This is a genomic window from Rhodococcus sp. 14-2470-1b, from assembly GCF_002259415.1.
Classification (GTDB): Bacteria; Actinomycetota; Actinomycetes; order Mycobacteriales; family Mycobacteriaceae; genus Rhodococcoides.
The window spans coordinates 42,270-60,147 of the sequence record NZ_NPFY01000016.1 but is presented as its reverse complement, the minus strand read 5'-3'; the positions used below and the strand labels follow the sequence as shown (position 1 = coordinate 60,147).

The window sequence follows — 17,878 nt, the reverse complement described above, 5'->3', positions numbered from 1 at the left end:
GACACAACCCCGCGAGGCTAGTCAAGAACACGCCGTCGACTCATCCCATCGGCAAGGGGACGAAGAACTGTGCTTCGCCAGTTGCCGCCCCCGTCGCTCTTGGTGCGGTAGAGCATCGCATCCGCGGACTCGACCACTGCCTCGGCCGTGCTACCGCTTCCCGCGTACGCGATGCACACTCCGACGGACATCCGTCCGTGGACGGAACTCTGCTTTCCGACGCAGCGGGCCGCGAGATCTTCGATGTCGTCCACCGTTTTCCTGGTCGCGACGATGCCGAATTCGTCGCCGCCGAGCCTGCACACGAGGTCACCGTCCTCCACGCATTCGCGGAGGCACTCCGCGATCTCCACCAGAACCCGGTCGCCGACGAGATGGCCGTGCCCGTCGTTGACGGCTTTGAAGCCGTCGAGATCGCAGAACAGAAAGGCCACGAGGTCGTCGTCGACCTGATGGCCGAGCCGCTCGGCGAGTTCGGTCATCGCGAGGCTTCGGACCCCGAGGCCGGTGAGGTCGTCGCGCTCCGCGCGCAGCCGCAGGTGATCGAGAGCGAGATGCGAGGCACTACGATCCTCGGCCGTACAGACGAACCTTGTGCCGTAGGCGCTTTCGATGCGTTGCAGCCGAACGTGCGCCCATCTCTCCTCGCCGTCGATGCGCACGACTCGTCGGTCTTCGACGCCGGCATGTCGGGTCTCGACACCGAACACCGCAGTCAGATCGAGGCCGCGCAGCTCATCGTCGTTCCGGCCGGTGAGCTCCTCGAAAGCCCTGTTGACCTCGACCACGGCGGAGTCGAGACCGAGCATCGCCGTCGGAATCGGCGAATCGAGGAACACGGCTCGGTACTGCAGTTGCTGATCTTCGGCATCGCCGATCCTGGCGGCTTCGGCGATGGCTGCACCGGCCTGGCCTGCGAACAGTTCGAGCATCGCGCACTGTTGAGAGTCCGGCACGAGACCGGAGATCGGGAGATCGACGCTCAGAACACCCAGCAGCGTGTTCTCCCCGGCCCACATCGGCGCCAGAAGCGCGTACTCCGGCCGCCAGATCCTCCGCTCACCATCCGGTGATGCGGCGAGGTAGTGCGTCGGATGCGGGTCACGATAGGACACGCCTCCGAGGGCATCGACGTCCGCCAAGTTCTCGTGGAACCGCAGTTCACCCCACCGCTCGCAGGCCTCCAGCAGCCCCAGCCACACCTCGTGCGTCATCGTCTCGCCGACCATGTCGCGGACTTCCGGAGGGCCGGTTGCCGACGAGACGACGAGGCCTCCACCCGGAACCTTGACGTTGACGACAACAGCCCCGAAACCCAATACGTCGACGACAGCGGCGGCGATGCGATCGAGGGTGACGTCGAGCCCCTCTCCGACGCCGAGCCCGCGCACGACCTCGAGGATTCGCACGAGCGAATCCCGTCGTAGCGCCACGTCGTCGACCATTGTTCGATTCTTGCAGATTATGCGCCTGGCCTGCGATGAACCGTTTCGATCACACCCGCCCGTATGGCACTGTAGGTCCGTGCACGAAGCGGACAAATACCCCCAACCGACAGTCATCGGGCATCGCGCTCGCGGCCCTCGGGACATCGAGTGGGTACTGACCGTCGGAGTTGCGCCGCTACTCGTTCTGGTTCTGACGATGCCGATCATGGCACTGATAGACCATCAGGACCTTCTTCCCGGCGCACTCGGCGACTGGAATCTGTATGCGGTGTTCGGCCTTACCGTGTTCGCTCCCATCATGATCGTCGCCTGCGTCGCGGCGCTCGTGATGATCGCCGACTTCCGGGCAGGCCGGGCCGTGTCGACGTTCGGCAACGTGCTGGCGATCCTTTGCATGACCGTTCTCGTCACCGCCGAGATCACCGACTTGTTCCGTCCCGTCGTCGACGGCGACCCGGCCGGCTGGGTCTCGGCGCTGACGCCGTCGGGCACGCCGTTGTTCGTGGCGCCGTACATCGCGGTTCTCGTTGCGAATGCGTTCGTGGCCCTGCGATTGTGGCGCCAGGGCCAGTAGTCTTTCGCCTATGAGCGCAGACTGGCGGATCGACACCGTGGACACCATCCGTGGACTGATTCTCACTGCTGCTCCAGGTGCCACCGAGGAAGTGAAGTGGCGCAAGCCGTCCAATCCCGACGGCGTGCCTACGTTCAGTCTCGACGGTCTTCTGTGCACGGTCGAGACCTACAAGGACAAGGTCAAGGTGACCTTCGCGAAGGGCGCGTCGGTGACCGACCCGTCCGGAATCTTCAACGCCAGCCTCGATGCCGGAACGCGCCGCGCGATCGACATCCACTCCGGAGACGTCGTCGACGAGAAAGGCTTCTCGGACCTGATCCGCAGCGCCGTGGACGTCAACCAGCACTAGGCCCACGGTGACCACCGCACGTCGCGGACCACCGCACGTCGCGACGGTGACGTACGTGCGCGATTTGCCCTGCGCACTGCCCTATGTACGGTGGACGGGACGACCTGACGACACGTTTCCGACGGAAAGGACCATGTATGCCGCAGCCCACACGACTGGAGAAGAATCCGGAGAAGGGCTACGTCGCACTACTGGGCTGGAGTCTCGCCGCGGTGGAGGCCCTCGATGCATTCGACCGTCGGTATGTGGTCGTGGCGCCCGAATGGGCCGAGCAGTACTGCACCGAACACGACATTCCGTACATCTCCTGGAACTTCGAACGCATCAACGACCGTTCGCTCGAGATCGCCGAGGCACTGCAGGATCGTGGTGTCGACGTCGCGATCCCGCTGTACGAGGAGACTGTCGAGTGGGCGGGTGCCATCAACTCCGTTCTGCTCGGTAACCCACGGTTGTTCGGTCAGGCGATGTTGCTGCGAGACAAGGCGCTGATGAAGCGTCGCGCGCAGCTCGGCGGCATCCGCGTCGGCATCTTCGAGGAAGCGCACGACCGGGAAGACGTTGTTCGATTCCTCCGCCGCGTCAACCAGACACTCCTCAAACTCGACGGCGACCCCAACGATCCCATTCACCTCAAGGCCTTCGACAAGGCCGGATGCCTGGGGCACCGCGTCATCCGCACTCCCGACGAGGTCGACTCCATCCCCGACGACGAGTTCCCGGTGCTGATGGAGTCGCATTTGGACGGCTGGGAATTCGCTGTCGAAGCGTGGATCCACAACGGAAAGATCAAGTTCCTCAACATCTCCGAGTACGTGACGCTCGGATACTCGGTGTTCGTGCCCGCAACTCCGGAGCTCGAGAAGTACCGGCCGCAGATCACCGCGCAGATCGAGAAGCTCATCAAGACCTTCGACATCGAGTTCGGATTCGTGCACCCGGAATACTTCGTCACCAGCGACGGAGAGATGTACTTCGGTGAAGTGGCATACCGGCCACCAGGTTTCAAGGTGTTCGAGCTCCTCGAGCGCGCCTACGGCTTCAACGCCTACCAAGGGCTTGCGCTGGCGTTCGACCCCAAGACCACAGAGGAAGAGATCGACGCGTTCTTCCCGACCGAGGTCGAGGACGCCACCGGCATCGCCGGCTGCTTCGGCGTGTACCCACGCCGACGCGTCGTCAGCCACCTCGAGATTCCGGCCGAGACCGCCGAGCACGACTATTACGAAACCAACGACCTCTCGGCACCAGTCGAGGAAACCGTCACCAAGCGAACAGCTTTCGGAACGCACTGGGGTCTGCTGTACTTCTTCGGCGACGACCCGTACCGCATGCGTGACCTGCTGAAGCATCAGGAAGAACTGGACTTCTACGTGTGAGGCAAGACTTCGGGGACTTCTCGACCGGTCCGTCACAGACATTGGACCCACCTGTCGACCAGGCGCTGGTCAGTCGAGTCGCGCAACTCGACCACGCCACCGAAGCATTGGCGGCGGCACCTGAATTCTCCAAGAACACCAAGGTCAAACGTGTCCTCGACGCGCTGCATCGAGTTCTGTTGCAACGCGGTGGATGCGCAGCAGTCCGTGAACGTGCCGCAGCGCTGGACGAGGCGGGGCTGTTCGCGGGCACCGACTGGGCGCATCCGGACATCCTGGTGCCCGGTTTCGTCGGACCGTCGCTGCGCAGCGGTGTGATCGATACCGTCGTCCTCGAGGCAACGAGCGAGCTTCGGCTGGTCGCAATCGCTGCGGGCGAGTACACACACCCGGCGGTCAGTGCCGAGGACGCGAAGCACTATCTGTCGCAAGTGTTGGCGATGAACCTCGAAGTGCTGTTCTCCGCACCGTCGGAGGCCGAGCGCGTGAAACTCGGCCGCATCGCGCACCTCATCCGTGATCTGTTCGGCTACGTCGCCGATCAGATCGGCTACGACAGCGTCCTCGACAAATTGGGCGACGAGATCTGGCGGGTACTGCGGCAGCGACCCATTCAGGTCGACCACATCAAAGCCATGGTCACACGCATCGCGGTGTACCGGGAGGACCCCGATGTGGATCTCGGTGCGTCGGGCCAGGGTCTCGATCGACTGATCTCGGCGCTGTTCGGTCCGACTGAAGCGTGCCGAGAGGATCCGGGCGTCGACATGTATCGCGCCCGCCTCGACGCCATGGACGCCGAAGGTCTCGAGTTCGAGGCTCGTGGGTTCGCCCGCGCCATGCACGACACCGGCCTGGTCTCGCCGTACCACGCGACGCTGGTTCGGTTCCTGATCGAGCACAACACATATCTGCTCGGCGAGGCACTCGGAGTCTCCGAAACCGGACGGACCTGCCTTCAGCGATACCCGGAACTGGTGCACTGCCTGATCAACGAAGCCGTGCACCCCGAGTCGGCGCAATGCCTCTACGGAATCGCACTGTTGCTCGACCGCGGCATCCTGCACCAACCCCCGATCGTGCCGTCACTATGGCGGCAGTTGGCGCTTCGACTGGAACCAGGCGTACGTCAGCGGCTCGTCGACGTGTTCGGCCCCACACCGGATCCGGAGTCGAGACTGCTCGGCGGGCTGCTCTCGATGCTCGGGCAGCCTCTGGGCGTCGGGCAGGGCGACAATCCCACGTGCCAATCGGCGCGCGCACTGTCGATGTGGGCGTACAACGATCCCGACTACCTGCTGCAGATGGTCGTGTGGGCGGCCCGCGACGACGAGATCGTCATGCACTTCGAGGGCCAATCGCTCTCGTCGAAGGACAGCTCGGGAGGTGTTGCCACGGCATCGCCCGTCGACCTCGATCCAGTGTCGCAGCTCCTGGTTCCGCATCTGGATCGCATCTACGCAGAGATGATTCGTCGGTGCGCCGACCGCCCCGGGGATCCGCACAAGTGGGTCAATCCGGAGTTCCACGGATGGTGGTCCGCGCGCGGATTCAACATCGACGTCGACGTCGCAACGGGCAACCTGATCGATCTGGACGACTTCGTTCGGCAGTTCTACGCGTCGTACCACCTGGAATACAACGGCGGCCAACCGCTGGTGCACCCCCAGCCGGCGGGTGTCGCCGTCACCGACAGCGCCGCGCGGTACATCGGATGGCACGCCATCACGATCCTGCGCGTCGCCCCCGACCCGGATGCTGTCATGCGGGTCTACTTCTTCAACCCGAACAACGACAGCGGTCAGGACTGGGGCGACGGCGTCGTCGTCGGCACGGCCGGTAACGGGGAGAGAGCGGGCGAAGGCTCACTTCCGTTCGAGCAGTTCGCATCTCGGCTGTACATCTTCCACACCGATCCGCTGGAGAACGGTGAGCCGGACAAGGTGCCCGCATCGGCAGTGCAGGACACCATCGGCTACATCGAACGCAGCTGGGGTGCGGATCGGATGCCGGAGTCGGAGAGTTAGCACCGGTTCTGCCGGGTTGCCACCGCAGTTCGCGTCATAGTGCGTGTGGCAGCTCGGCAAAAAAGGTGTCAGCTTCGGAGCAGCCTGCCCATCAGTGTCCCGAGTTGCCCCAGTTCGTCCGAAGAAAGGTTCGCGAACCCCGCGGGCGGTGCGTTCAGTGCGGCGTTCGCTCGGTCGGCTACCTCACGTCCGGCGGGGGTGAGGTCCACGACCCGACGCCGACGGTCGGCAGGGTCTTCGGTCCGTATCACGTATCCGCGGGATTCCAACTCTTTCAACGTGACCGAGAGGTACGGCGGATCGGTGTTCAATCGATCCGCGAGCGCTCCCGCAGACAGCGGGCCGGCCACCAGTCGCCGAAGCACCTTGCATCGGTAGAAGCTCTCCCCTGTCGCCGCGACCACGGCGCGGTGCGGATCGGCATGATCGAAGACGAGCGTACGGATGTCACCCCACACGTCCTCCGCACTCATGACACGAGCTCCGGCGACCGATCGGCAACCCGCTGCGCGGTGCCGCGGGCCCACGACCCGGTCGTGACGAAGGCGAGTACGAAGACGACGATTCCGGCACCTGCCATGACGAACCACGCCGAACGCGCAGCGTCGACGAACCCGTCGGCGAAGGTACCGACGAGACCGGAGGTGATGATCGACCCCACCACCGCGACACCGAGAGATTGGCCGACCTGTCTCGACGTCGACGCCACCGCCGACGCGACTCCTGCTTGACTGCGGGGCATTCCGGACACGGCGGTGTTGGTGATGGGCGCGTTGACCATTCCGAATCCGATTCCGAACACGATGTAGGGCAAGGCAAGCCACGCGAACGACGTCGTCGCCGTCAGCTGGGTCAGCATCAGGGACGAGACGACGAAGCCGACTCCGGCCACCACCAGCGAGGTCCGAGGTCCGCGAGAACCCGTGAGGCGTCCCGATATCGGTGCGAGTATCAGTGTCATCAACGCCATCGGAAGCGTGTAGAGGCCGGCGTGAAGCGCCGAGTAGCCACGAACGTCCTGCAGATACAGCGTGTTCAGGAACAGGAATCCGCCGAGCGATCCGAACGCACACACGGCGATGACCGTCGCCCCGGAGAACGGAACGCTGCGGAAGAAGCTCAGTTCGACGAGAGGTTCGGTCCGGTGCGTTTCCACGTGCAGAAATGCGACGAGTGACGCCACAGCAACGGTGGCTGTGACGAGAATCGTCGGCGAGGACCATCCCTTCGCCGGTGTCTCGATGATGGTGAACACAACGCTGGCAAGCAGCACGATCATCAGCACCTGCCCGGCCGGGTCGAAGCGTCGTGCATGCGCGGCTCTGGATTCGGGAACGAACTTCCACGTCAAGAACAAGGCGATCACACCGATCGGGACGTTCACCCAGAAGATCGACTCCCAGCCCGCCGACGTGACGAGTGCACCCCCGATGAGCGGTCCTCCTGCCATGGAGATTCCGACCACGCCACCCCACACTCCGATAGCCCCCGCGCGTTCTTTCGGATCGGTGAACGTGTTGGTGATGATCGACATGGCCACCGGGTTCATCATCGATCCTCCGACGGCCTGCACCATGCGGAACGCGACGAGCCAGCCCAGCGACGGCGCGACACTGCACAGCAGTGATCCGACGATGAACAGTGCCGTGCCGATCATGAAGAACTTCTTGCGGCCGAATCGATCAGCGCTCGAGCCTCCCAGCATCAGCAATGACGCTAGAACCAGCGTGTAGGCGTCGATGATCCACTGCAGGCCCGACACCGATGCCTGCAGGTCGGACCCGATCGACGGCAGCGCGACATTGACGATCGTGTTGTCGATGCTGACGAGAAACAGGCTCATGCAGCAGATTGCGAGCACCAGGTAGCGGTGCCGCTTGGTCAGTTCGCTCATCGAAATCCAATACTTGTAGATACACAACTATTAGTTCGAGTATTGATCGCGTCGCGGCCCAGTGCAAATCGGAACTCGTCCACGCAGGGCGCACGCTGTGCTTCACACCCATCGAATGCTCTATTCCATGGGCCGAACACACATATTCGGGGACTTAGGCCGACCGTAAAGTGATCGCCGACACAGATTGATGCGGAGTGGACAGCCGAACCCGGTCCGTTCATCACCGAAAGACTCATTCCGAAAGTAGACGCCCATGGACACCACACCGGTGTACGAATCCTCCGAGTCGCCCGCGACCGTCGCACGCCCTCAGCCGAGCTCAGCACCGTCCGACACGCATGGGTCCAGCCGTATGCGGACGATCGTCACGTCGAGTTTGATCGGGACGACGATCGAATGGTTCGACTTCTTCGCCTACTCGACTGCCGCCGCTCTCGTCCTCAACGCACTGTTCTTTCCCACCTACGACCCCGTCGTCGGGACCATCCTCGCGTTCGGCGGCATCGCCGTCGGGTACTTCGGTCGACCGCTCGGATCAGTGGTGTTCGGGCACTTCGGCGACCGAATCGGTCGCAAGTCGATGCTCGTCATCTCGCTGATCGCGATGGGCGGTGCGACATTCGCAATCGGCTTGCTCCCCACGTACGAGGCAATCGGCGTCACCGCACCGATCCTGCTGATGACGCTTCGGTTCATCCAAGGCTTCGCGCTCGGCGGCGAATGGGGTGGAGCGGTCCTGATGGTCGTCGAGCACTCCCCCAAGAACAAGCGAGGCCTCTTCGGGAGCGCACCGCAATCCGGTCTTGCGCTCGGCCTGACCCTGTCCACTCTCACATTCCTCGCTCTCGGCCTTCTTCCCGACGAGGCGTTCCGGTCCTGGGGGTGGCGAGTTCCATTCCTGCTCAGCGCCACTCTGGTGATCGTCGGTCTCGTCATTCGGCTCAAGATCTCGGAAACGCCTGCATTCCAGGAACTTCAGAAGTCCGGGACTCGCGCCAAGATGCCGATCGTGGAGACGCTGCGCGATCACTGGAAGCCCGTGCTGCTCGCCGCGTTCTGCTTTGCCAACGTCGGCGCGATCTTCTACGCCCTCTTCACCTTCAGCATCACCTACGGAACCACCTACATCGGACTCTCGCGAACCACCATGTTGCTCGTCGCAGTGGCGTGTTCGACGGTGGCGTTCTTCGGAATTCCGTTTGCAGGCAGTCTGTCGGACCGGTTCGGTCGGCGTGCGGTGTTCACCTCAGGAATCGTGCTCACCGTCCTGGTCGCATTCCCTATGTTCTGGCTGATCGACAGCGGTAACGTCGCATTGACCGTCCTGGGCTACCTTCTGGCGACCGTCGGGTTCTGCGCTTCCTACGGAACACTCGGCGTGCTGTACGCGGAATCGTTCACCGCATCGATCCGGTACACAGGTATGTCGTTGGCGCTGGGAATCGGCACCGTCGTCGGGTCGGCATTCGTCCCCATCATCTACCTCGAGCTGCTCGACGTGTTCGGCGGTTCATGGGCTATCAGCCTTTACATCGTTGCAACCGGAGTCATCTCGATCTTCTCGGTTCAGGGACTCATGGCAACGCGTCGGACGGTCCGATCCGACGCGTGAGCGAGCCTGCGACGACGATGCCTCGGGTCGGTGGAGCGTACTGCGCCGGCTCGAGGCATTCTGAGGACATGGATGCCGCAGACCTCGGACGAGTGATCGGCGAGGTACTCGACGCGGCCTCCTCGCGAGCAGGCGCCGACGACACCATCACTGCAACATTGTCCGAACTGGGCATCGACGACGCCGACCGTACAGGCATCCTCGCGCGTGTCCAGCGTCACCGAGACGAGCTCACCCGGTTGCGCAGGCGTGAACACGAACTCGCAGCATTGTTCTCCAGCGCCAGAGAGCTTGCCGAGGTACGCGACATCGATGCGCTGCTGGCCCGCCTGGTGACCCGCGCACACGAGATGATGGGCACCGACGTCACCTACCTCTCGGAGTTCGACATCGCGACGCGCGAGCTCCACGTCCGCAAAACGGTCGGATCGGTTACGCCGCAATTTCAAAAACTGAGAGTCCCGGCCGGAATGGGCCTCGCCAGCCAGGTAGCCGACACACGGGCAGCGCTGTGGGTACCGAGATACAGCCAGTACCTCGAGGGCATTCACGAACACACCATCGACGACGCCGTCTCCGCCGAGGGAATCATCTCGATCCTCGGGGTGCCGATGCTGTCCGAAGGTCGCGTCCTCGGTGTTCTGTTCGCCGCGACTCGGCAGGAGCACGAGTTCACGCCCGAGGAAATCGCTGTCCTGTCGGCATTGGCCGACCACGCGTCCGTCGTACTGCAGACGGCGAACAACCTTGCGCAGCTCCGTAGTTCGGAGGACGAGGCGCGGGCAGCCCTCGATACGCTGACCGATCACGTCGAGACCCGAGACCGATCCAACGTAGTTCACCAAGAGCTCGTCCATGCTGTCCTACTCGGCGGAGGTTTCCCACAGGTCGCCGACACACTGGCGACGGCGCTGGGACGAACCGTCACGATCCTCGACGCAGAATCGTTCCCTGTTGCCTCGTCGTCGGATGACCCAGGAACCACCGCGGTCACTCTCCCGCCTGCCGTTCGGGACGCGGTGACCACGAGCCGCTCCAGCGGCCACTGCTGTCGAGTACACGGCGATCCCTCGGTCGAGGTAGTCGCAGCCGTCACCGCGGGTGAGCTCTTTTTCGGCGCGGTGCTGCTCAGCGCGGGAGAGCTGGAACTGGGCCCCGTCGACGAGCGCACGATCGAGCGTGCGGCGCAGGTCGCCGCGCTGCTGGTCCTGCAGCACAATGCGGTTGCCGACGCGGACCGCCGCACGCGCGGCGATCTGATATCGGACCTTCTCGACGCCTCCCCGGAACGTCGACGGGACCTCGATCGGCGAGCGCGTGCACGCCGCGTCGTCCTGACCGATCTGACGACTGTCCTCGTCGTGGTCGTCGAACCTGAACGACGCTCGGCCGTCGAACGCGCGACGGCGTCGTACTTCGACGGCCGAGGAATCGTCGGCGAGCACGAGGGCACGATCGCAGCCGCAGTTCCTTCCGCGGACCCTCTCGCCACCGCCCGCGCCCTGCATGCACACCTCGTCGCGGGCGCCGACGATCCGGTGCTCGTCGTCGCCACGCCGTCCGCATCATCGATCGACGACTTCTCGGGGCGATTCGACACGGGCCACAGAACGGCCCGGTTGCTCGACGCCCTCGGGGTCGAGGACGGTGCCGTCGGAACGCAGGCCTATGCGCCCTACATGGTGATGTTCGGGTCCGACCCGGAAGCCCTGCACGCGTTCATCGACCAGACGATCGGACCAGTCGTACAGTACGACGCGGTCCACCGGACCGACTTGGTCTCGACGCTACGAGCGTTCGTCCGCAACGATGCGAGCCCAACGAAGACTGCGCGTGCGTTGAGTTATCACACGAACACGATTCTCCAGCGACTCGAACGCCTCAAATCGCTGCTGGGTGAGGACTGGCGGCAGGACGAGATCCTGTTCCGTATCTCGACGGCGGTACGGCTCGACGAGCTCAGGGCTGTCGCCAGGCGTCGACCCCGCGACTGATCACGGCGGCGGCGAGTAGATTCATCACACACGAAAACGAGCACATCCCGTGTCTATCGCACATGTCGGCGACCGTCCGGTCGGGAATAGCGTGATCAGCAGCACACGATCACGGCCTCGACTCAGGTGGCCTGCGACAATGCGGAGGAAGCAGTGACTGTCAACAGCCGGATTCCCGGACTCAAGGATTCGACGCCCGAACAACGGAGGGCGCTCGTCGCCGAACGAACGGGTCTGAGCGCAGACGAGATCGGCGTCCTCGAACCCGGCAGTGGACTCGACGTCGAGCATGCCGATCACATGATCGAGAACGTCATCGGCGTGATGGGGATCCCCGTCGGTATCGCAACCAATTTCACCGTCGACGGCCGCGACCACCTCGTTCCGATGGCGACGGAGGAGCCCTCCGTCGTTGCAGCGGCAAGCAACGCCGCTCGCATGGCGCGGGCACACGGAGGGTTCTTCACCTCCGACTCCGGATCTGTCATGCAGGCCCAGATCCAACTTCTCGACACGCCCGATCCCGAGGGCGCACGTCTGCGCCTTCTCGAAGCACGCGAGGAGATCGTCGCGTCGGCCAACGAGCAGGATCCGATGCTCGTGAAGTTAGGGGGCGGAGCGTCGGACCTGTCCGTCCGACTCGTGGCAACCCGAACCGGTACCCACGTCGTGGCGCACCTCGTCGTCGACGTGCGCGACGCCATGGGCGCCAACGCAGTCAACACGATGGCAGAGGCCATCGCACCCCGCCTCGCCGAGATCGCCGGGGGTCGTTCACTTCTCCGCATTCTGACCAACAAGGCAGATCTGCGTCTCGTACGCGCTCGTGCGATCTTCGACCGAGACCTCCTCGGCGGCGACGACGTGGTCGAGAACATCGTGCACGCGTCGGCTCTGGCCGAATCGGATCCGTACCGCGCGGCGACGCACAACAAAGGCATCATGAACGGCATCACCGCAGCCGTTCTTGCGTCCGGAAACGACACGCGCGCAGTGGAAGCCGGATGCCACTCGCACGCTGTCGCAGAGGACGGACGGTACACGGCGCTCTCGCACTTCGAGAAGAACACCGACGGACATCTCGTCGGAACGCTCGAAGTACCGATGGCGGTCGGGCTCGTCGGCGGTGCAACGAAAGTCCACCCGGTTGCACGCACGGCAGTCAAGATTCTCGGTGTCACCTCGGCGTCCGAGCTCGCACGGATCATCGTCTCGGTCGGTCTCGCGCAGAACCTCGGCGCATGCCGTGCGCTCGCTGCGGAGGGAATTCAGCGCGGTCACATGAGTTTGCACGCGCGCACCATCGCGGCCACGGCAGGCGCCACAACGACGGAAATGGACCTCGTGGTCAAGCGACTGATCGACGACCGCACCATCCGCGTCGAGCACGCCGAGAAGGTGCTGGCCGAGATTCGCGGCGGGAACTGATGCCGCAGTTCGAGAGCGGAATGCCCTCGGCCGTGAGCGTGTACGAGGTCGGGCCTCGTGACGGCCTGCAAGCAGAGGCCGAACCCGTGCCCACGTCCGTCAAGGCGGAGTTCTGCCGGAGGCTCGTCGACGCGGGCGTCGAGAGCCTCGAGCTGACGAGTTTCGTGTCGCCGAAATGGATTCCACAGCTCGCCGACGCCGAAGATCTGATGTCGACGTTGACCCTGCCCGGTTCCGTCCGCCAGGTGGTCCTCGCTCCCAACCAGCGCGGTCTCGAACGCGCACTCGCAGCGGGCGCACGCGAGATCGCGGTGTTCGTCAGCGCAACAGAGACTTTCGCTACCAAGAACCTCGGTACGACGGTGCAGGGAGCGCTCGACTCAGCGCGGCCGGTCGTCGAGGGAGCATTGGCCAGCGGCCTCCCGGTGCGCGGGTACATATCGATGTGCTTCGGCGATCCGTGGGAAGGTCACGTCGACGTCGAGCAGGTTGCCGACGTCGCGGTTCGACTCGCTGAACTCGGGACCACCTCGCTCTCGCTCGGCGACACCATCGGCGTAGCCACCCCAGGCCACGTGCACTCGGTGCTGGATGCGGTGCTCGGCAGCGGTATCACCGTGGACTCGGTCGCCATGCATTTCCACGATACCTACGGCCAAGCATTGGCTAACGTGTACGCATCGCTGCAGGCAGGTGTCACCGAGTTCGACAGTTCGGCGGGCGGTCTCGGCCGATGCCCGTACGCGAAGGGCGCCACGGGAAATCTCGCGACCGAGGACTTGCTGTGGATGCTGCACGGCATGGGCATCGACACCGGTATCGATCTGGATCTGCTGGTCGACACATCGCTGTGGATGGCCGAGCAGATCGGCCGCCCGAGCCCGTCTGCTGTGGTGACGGCTCTGGCTGCGGCTCGCTGATCTCCCATAGCATCATGGCTCGAATGGTCCATTCATGTTGTCAGTCAACATGAATGGACCATCCGAGCGATAGGGGAACCTATCCTCGGCTCGGAAACTTCGGGGTCGACCGGTTCGCGAACGCCGCGAGACCCACCTTGGCGTCAGCGGAGGTGAAGGCCTGCTGCCCGAACAGTGCCTCAGCGTGGAATGCGGCCTCGAGGGGCATCTCGGACAGCTGAGCCACCGCACGCTTGGTGACCGCCAGAGCGTCACCGGACAGCGCCGCGACTCGATCGGCCCATCGCATGGCGGTCTCGACGACCTGTCCCGGTTCGACGACGGCGTTCACCAGACCCATCCGGTACGCCGTTGCACTGTCGATCTGGTCCGAGAGCAGCAGTAGTTCCATCGCGTGGGCGTAGGAAATCTGTCTCGTCAGTCGCGCGAGGGTGCCTCCGGCTGGTACGACGCCCACCCCGGCCTCGGGAAGACCGAAGCGTGCGTCCTCCGACGCGACGCGCAGATCGGTGGACAACATGATCTCGAAACCACCGCCCAGTGCAAGACCGTTTACTGCGCATATCACTGGCTTGAACAGCCGAGAGTGCTTCTGGTGCGCAGAGTCCCATTCGGAAATGTCGAACCGTCCCTCCGCGAGGGCCGGGATCGATTCGGTCAGATCTGCTCCGACGCAGAATGCGCGTCCTGAACCCGTGAGAACCACCGCTGCGACCGAGTCGTCGTCGCGGGCCTCGTCGAAGCCCTGCCCGAGCTCCTCGTACATGGACAGCGTCAACGAATTCAGCTTGTCCGGACGGTCGAGGGTGATTAGCGCTGTCGTGCCGGTCTTTTCGTAGCGGACAGACATCAGATGGCACCCAGCTCACGAAGCTTCTCGATGTGGGATGCGCTGTAGCCGGCGAAGTCCTGCAGGACCGACTCGGTGTGCTCGCCGACGAGGTTGGCTTTCCGCGCAGGCGTCGCAGGTGTCTCGCCGAGCTTGATGGGCTGACCGAACATCCGCAAAGTACCCAACTCGTCGTAGTCCACGTCGACGATCATCTCGCGTGCGACAGTTTGCTCGTCCGCCACCACTTCGTCCATCGACTTCACCGCTGTCATCGGCACGCGATCGCCCGCTATCTCTTCGAGTTCGGCCTTGGTGTAGCTCGCGAACCAACCGATGATCAGCGGCTTGACTCGTCGTTCGTACACCTCGTCGTCGAATCGCTGTGTCATCGAACCGATTTCCGGATCGTCGGCGATCTCGGGCTGTCCGAACATCTCGCAGGTGATGCGCCAGAATTTGTCGGTGTACCCACCGAAGAACACGAATCCGTCCTTGCACGGGAACAATTCGTACGGACGAACGAACGGGTGCTGATTGCCCAGTCGCCCTGCGACCTTGCCTGCGACGGTGTAATCGACGACCGCCGACTCCGTCATCGCCACGACCGAATCGGTCTGGGCGACGTCGACGAGTTGCCCCGTTCCCGTCCGCTCGGCATGACGCAACGCAGCCAATGTGCCGATGACGCCGAACATCGTGGCCGACAGGTCGCCGATGATCGTGCCGACGCGTACCGCAGGCCGGTCGGCGTACCCGTTCATCGACCACAATCCTCCCGCTGCCTGCGCGGTGTTGTCGTACGCGGGACGTCTACTCAGCGGCCCCGTCTGGCCGTAGCCCGAGATGGCGGTGTAGACGAGGGCCGGATTCACCTCGCGGAGCACGTCGTACCCGACGCCCAGCTTCTCCATCGTTCCTGGCCTGAAGTTCTCGACCAGGATGTGAGCCTTGGCCACGAGATCGCGCAGAACCTGTTTGCCCTCGTCCGTGCCCAGGTCGATCGTTATTCCCAACTTGCCGCGGTTGTACTGCGCGTAGAAGGCGCTGAAGCCGTCGGGATCACCGCCGAGGAACGGTGGGAACGTCCGGGTGTAATCGGGATCGCGCGGATTCTCGACCTTGATCACGGTCGCGCCGAGATCTGCGAGGATCTGCGAACAGTAGGGGCCGGCGACGACGCGCGATACGTCGAGTACCACGACACCTTCCAACGAACCCACGCCCTGCACTGCTTCGGGCACGGTCATGACACTGCCTCCGATACTGCTGTGGTGACGCCGTCCACTCGGATTCGAGCGTCGAGTTGCGTTGCGCAGTGCGCGCAGATGCTCTGGTCGAGATACACCTGTCCTTCGTCGATGCGTGGACGGATGCGTACACCCATCGTGTGCAGAGCGTCCGATGCGACTGCTGTAGTGGTCACACAGCCATCCTGCCAGGACTCGGTAGCGCCGAGGTCACCGTCACAGGCAGGACACATCCACGATCCGCTCAGACGGCTCGGGGACACGAAGACCGACGCGTCGGAATGGACGACAGCTCGGGCCGGGGTGTGCCCCAGACGCTCGTCTCGCATCGCGGAACGACGTGTTCGAGTACCGCTCTCGTCCACGTCACCTGCGCCATCGAGCTCCACTCCGTACACGAAACATGCTGCGAGAGCGGTGATATACGCGTCACGCACATCCTGCGCGACCGACGTCGCGGCGCGCAACAACGGATCTCCGTACCCTCCTCCCCCTGCACACCACTGGACGAATACATCCCCTGCATCGACGGTCAATCCGGTGTGGTTGATGTCGAGAAGCTGCCGGTCCCGAGCCTCGACGAGCTCCTCCGTCGGGACCAGGCCTTCACCTAGCAACCCATTGACGTTGCTGTCGCGCCAGATTTCATGACCGCTCCCGCCCCCGGGGAATCCGCCGCCGAATCCCTCGGCTGGAACCTGTGCAGTGGGGGCGAACACCGTCTGCACCACGGATTGCGCTCCGTGCAGCGTCCACGCGAACTCCGCGCCGAGTCCGCCGCGCGTGCGCCCGTGCCCACCGCTGGGAAGCGACAACCGCTTCCACAGATAGAGCACCGGATACAACATCTCGTTCATCTCGACATCCGGCAGCAAGTTGTTGACCTGCGTCATCATCCCTGCGCAGTCGAGACCGTCGGAATCGGGTTGGGCCCCTGCACCGACCGCACCGCCGTCCATATTGAAGAGCACGGTGTACTCGCCGTCGTCGGTGGTACCGGCGGAAATGCCGCCGGTCCACGAGTCGGCCCATACCCCTTGAGTCCGCCCGCGCAGTATGCGGTCATCGCTCCCCCGGCAGAGTTCGTTGAGCAGTTTCGTCACGACGCGACTGACTCGGGCACCGGTGGTCAAGTGGCCGTTGCTGATCGGGGCAGGCGGGACCGGGTCGACGATACTTCCCCTCCGTGTCTTCACGTCGATCGCTGCGACGACGCCCTCGTTGAACGGAACGTCCCACGCGAGAATCGGCACCACCGCACTCGCGACACTGCCGAGGAGAGCCCCGTAGGAACAGTTGACGAATCCACCGGTTTGATCGCTCGATTCGCTGAAATCGAACGTGATGGACTGCCCGACCTTCGTCAGAGTGCAGTGGATTCGGTACAGACCGTTCTCGTGCCCGTTGTGCTCCGTCCACTCGTCCGCGTCCCACGTGCCGTCGGGCAGCTTGCCGACGCGCTCACGTACGACGTGTTCGGCCAGCTCGAAACTCAGCTCCGAGTATCGATGGAATTCTTCGTAACCGAACTCTTCCACGGCCTCGAGCAATCGCGTGATACCGGTGTTGTTGCTCGCAACCAGGCTTCGAACATCGTTCCAGTAGAGCACAGGTACACGAACGTTGTTGAGCAACAGCCGCTTCGTGGACTCGACGGGAACGCCCGCCTCGAACACTTTGACACCGGGCGGGATTCGTACGGCCTCGCTGTAGCAATCGAGTGCTGCCGGCGCGAAACCACCCGGCGTCATGCCGCCGACGTCGACGAGATGCGCCTGGGATTGCGCCCATGCGATCAGCTTCCCGTCGTGGAATATCGGTGAGATCACCGTCGTGTCAGGCGGGTGGCTCGAACCGGAGGTGTGTGGATCGTTGCAGATGAAGGCGTCGCCCGGCTGTAGTTGCTCGTCGCCGATCGTCGCCACGAGGTTTCGGACGGCAACGCCACCGGAGCCGATGTGGAACTGGACGTAGTCGGAGTAGCTGTAGATGCGTCCGTCGGGCGTGAACAGGGCCGTGTTGAAGTCACCGGCCTCGGTGATGACCGGTGATCCGCTGGAGCGGATCATCGCTATACCCATCTCCTCGACGATGGAATCGAGGCGCATTCGAATTACTTCGAGTGTGACCGGATCGTGGGCGGTGTCGTGCGCGGTGGTGGTCATGGA

General features: G+C 63.7%; 14 protein-coding genes. 8 read left to right on the top strand and 6 right to left on the bottom strand.

The features are described 5' to 3' along the window. Nucleotides 1–17: 17 nt before the first annotated feature. Entirely contained in the window at nucleotides 18–1,445 is a 1,428-nt protein-coding gene (locus tag CH293_RS12370; RefSeq protein ID WP_094720390.1) for a sensor domain-containing diguanylate cyclase, read from the bottom strand. Between the two features lie 79 nt (nucleotides 1,446–1,524). On the opposite strand from CH293_RS12370, the gene CH293_RS12365 reads away from it, so the two are divergent. From CH293_RS12365 to CH293_RS12350, 4 genes are all read left to right on the top strand, one after another. Next, nucleotides 1,525–2,022: a hypothetical protein gene (locus CH293_RS12365; protein WP_094720389.1), complete on the top strand. Its 498-nt coding sequence runs from the start codon at nucleotides 1,525–1,527 to the stop codon at nucleotides 2,020–2,022. Nucleotides 2,023–2,032: 10 nt separating this feature from the next. Beyond that, on the top strand, nucleotides 2,033–2,374 hold the full coding sequence (locus CH293_RS12360) for a DUF1801 domain-containing protein (protein WP_094720388.1): 342 nt from the start codon (nucleotides 2,033–2,035) through the stop codon (nucleotides 2,372–2,374). A gap of 137 nt (nucleotides 2,375–2,511) precedes the next feature. Next, entirely contained in the window at nucleotides 2,512–3,753 is a 1,242-nt protein-coding gene (locus CH293_RS12355; protein WP_020111081.1) for an acetyl-CoA carboxylase biotin carboxylase subunit family protein, read from the top strand. Nucleotides 3,754–3,794: 41 nt separating this feature from the next. Beyond that, nucleotides 3,795–5,780, top strand: coding sequence for a hypothetical protein (locus tag CH293_RS12350; RefSeq protein ID WP_094720387.1), 1,986 nt, complete (start codon nucleotides 3,795–3,797; stop codon nucleotides 5,778–5,780). A gap of 68 nt (nucleotides 5,781–5,848) precedes the next feature. On the opposite strand, the gene CH293_RS12345 is transcribed toward CH293_RS12350, so the two are convergent. Then, nucleotides 5,849–6,253 (bottom strand): MarR family winged helix-turn-helix transcriptional regulator, encoded by a 405-nt coding sequence (locus CH293_RS12345; RefSeq protein ID WP_094720386.1) that lies wholly within the window; start codon nucleotides 6,251–6,253, stop codon nucleotides 5,849–5,851. After that, entirely contained in the window at nucleotides 6,250–7,674 is a 1,425-nt protein-coding gene (locus CH293_RS12340) for a DHA2 family efflux MFS transporter permease subunit (RefSeq protein WP_094720385.1), read from the bottom strand. The genes CH293_RS12345 and CH293_RS12340 overlap by 4 nt, the downstream gene beginning before the upstream one ends. 256 nt (nucleotides 7,675–7,930) lie before the next feature. Here CH293_RS12340 and CH293_RS12335 point away from each other — a divergent pair, with 256 nt between their 5' ends. From CH293_RS12335 to CH293_RS12320, 4 genes are all read left to right on the top strand, one after another. After that, nucleotides 7,931–9,289 carry an MFS transporter gene (locus CH293_RS12335; RefSeq protein WP_094720384.1) on the top strand — a complete coding sequence of 453 codons (1,359 nt, stop codon included), beginning with the start codon at nucleotides 7,931–7,933 and terminating at the stop codon, nucleotides 9,287–9,289. Nucleotides 9,290–9,357: 68 nt separating this feature from the next. Then, nucleotides 9,358–11,283 (top strand): GAF domain-containing protein, encoded by a 1,926-nt coding sequence (locus CH293_RS12330; protein WP_094720383.1) that lies wholly within the window; start codon nucleotides 9,358–9,360, stop codon nucleotides 11,281–11,283. A 153-nt stretch (nucleotides 11,284–11,436) separates the two neighbouring features. Continuing rightward, nucleotides 11,437–12,711 (top strand): hydroxymethylglutaryl-CoA reductase, degradative, encoded by a 1,275-nt coding sequence (locus tag CH293_RS12325; RefSeq protein ID WP_094720543.1) that lies wholly within the window; start codon nucleotides 11,437–11,439, stop codon nucleotides 12,709–12,711. Next, entirely contained in the window at nucleotides 12,711–13,631 is a 921-nt protein-coding gene (locus tag CH293_RS12320; RefSeq protein WP_094720382.1) for a hydroxymethylglutaryl-CoA lyase, read from the top strand. Before CH293_RS12325 ends, CH293_RS12320 begins: the two co-directional genes overlap by 1 nt. Before the next feature lie 79 nt (nucleotides 13,632–13,710). Here CH293_RS12320 and CH293_RS12315 read toward each other — a convergent pair whose 3' ends face one another. The 3 genes from CH293_RS12315 to CH293_RS12305 are packed head-to-tail and all read right to left on the bottom strand — an operon-like array spanning nucleotide 13,711 to nucleotide 17,875. Further along, on the bottom strand, nucleotides 13,711–14,481 hold the full coding sequence (locus tag CH293_RS12315; protein ID WP_094720381.1) for an enoyl-CoA hydratase/isomerase family protein: 771 nt from the start codon (nucleotides 14,479–14,481) through the stop codon (nucleotides 13,711–13,713). Further along, nucleotides 14,481–15,710, bottom strand: coding sequence for a CaiB/BaiF CoA-transferase family protein (locus tag CH293_RS12310; protein ID WP_094720380.1), 1,230 nt, complete (start codon nucleotides 15,708–15,710; stop codon nucleotides 14,481–14,483). The genes CH293_RS12315 and CH293_RS12310 overlap by 1 nt, the downstream gene beginning before the upstream one ends. Beyond that, complete coding sequence (locus tag CH293_RS12305) at nucleotides 15,707–17,875, bottom strand: hydantoinase B/oxoprolinase family protein (RefSeq protein WP_094720379.1); 2,169 nt, start codon at nucleotides 17,873–17,875, stop codon at nucleotides 15,707–15,709. Before CH293_RS12305 ends, CH293_RS12310 begins: the two co-directional genes overlap by 4 nt. Nucleotides 17,876–17,878 lie beyond the last annotated feature (3 nt).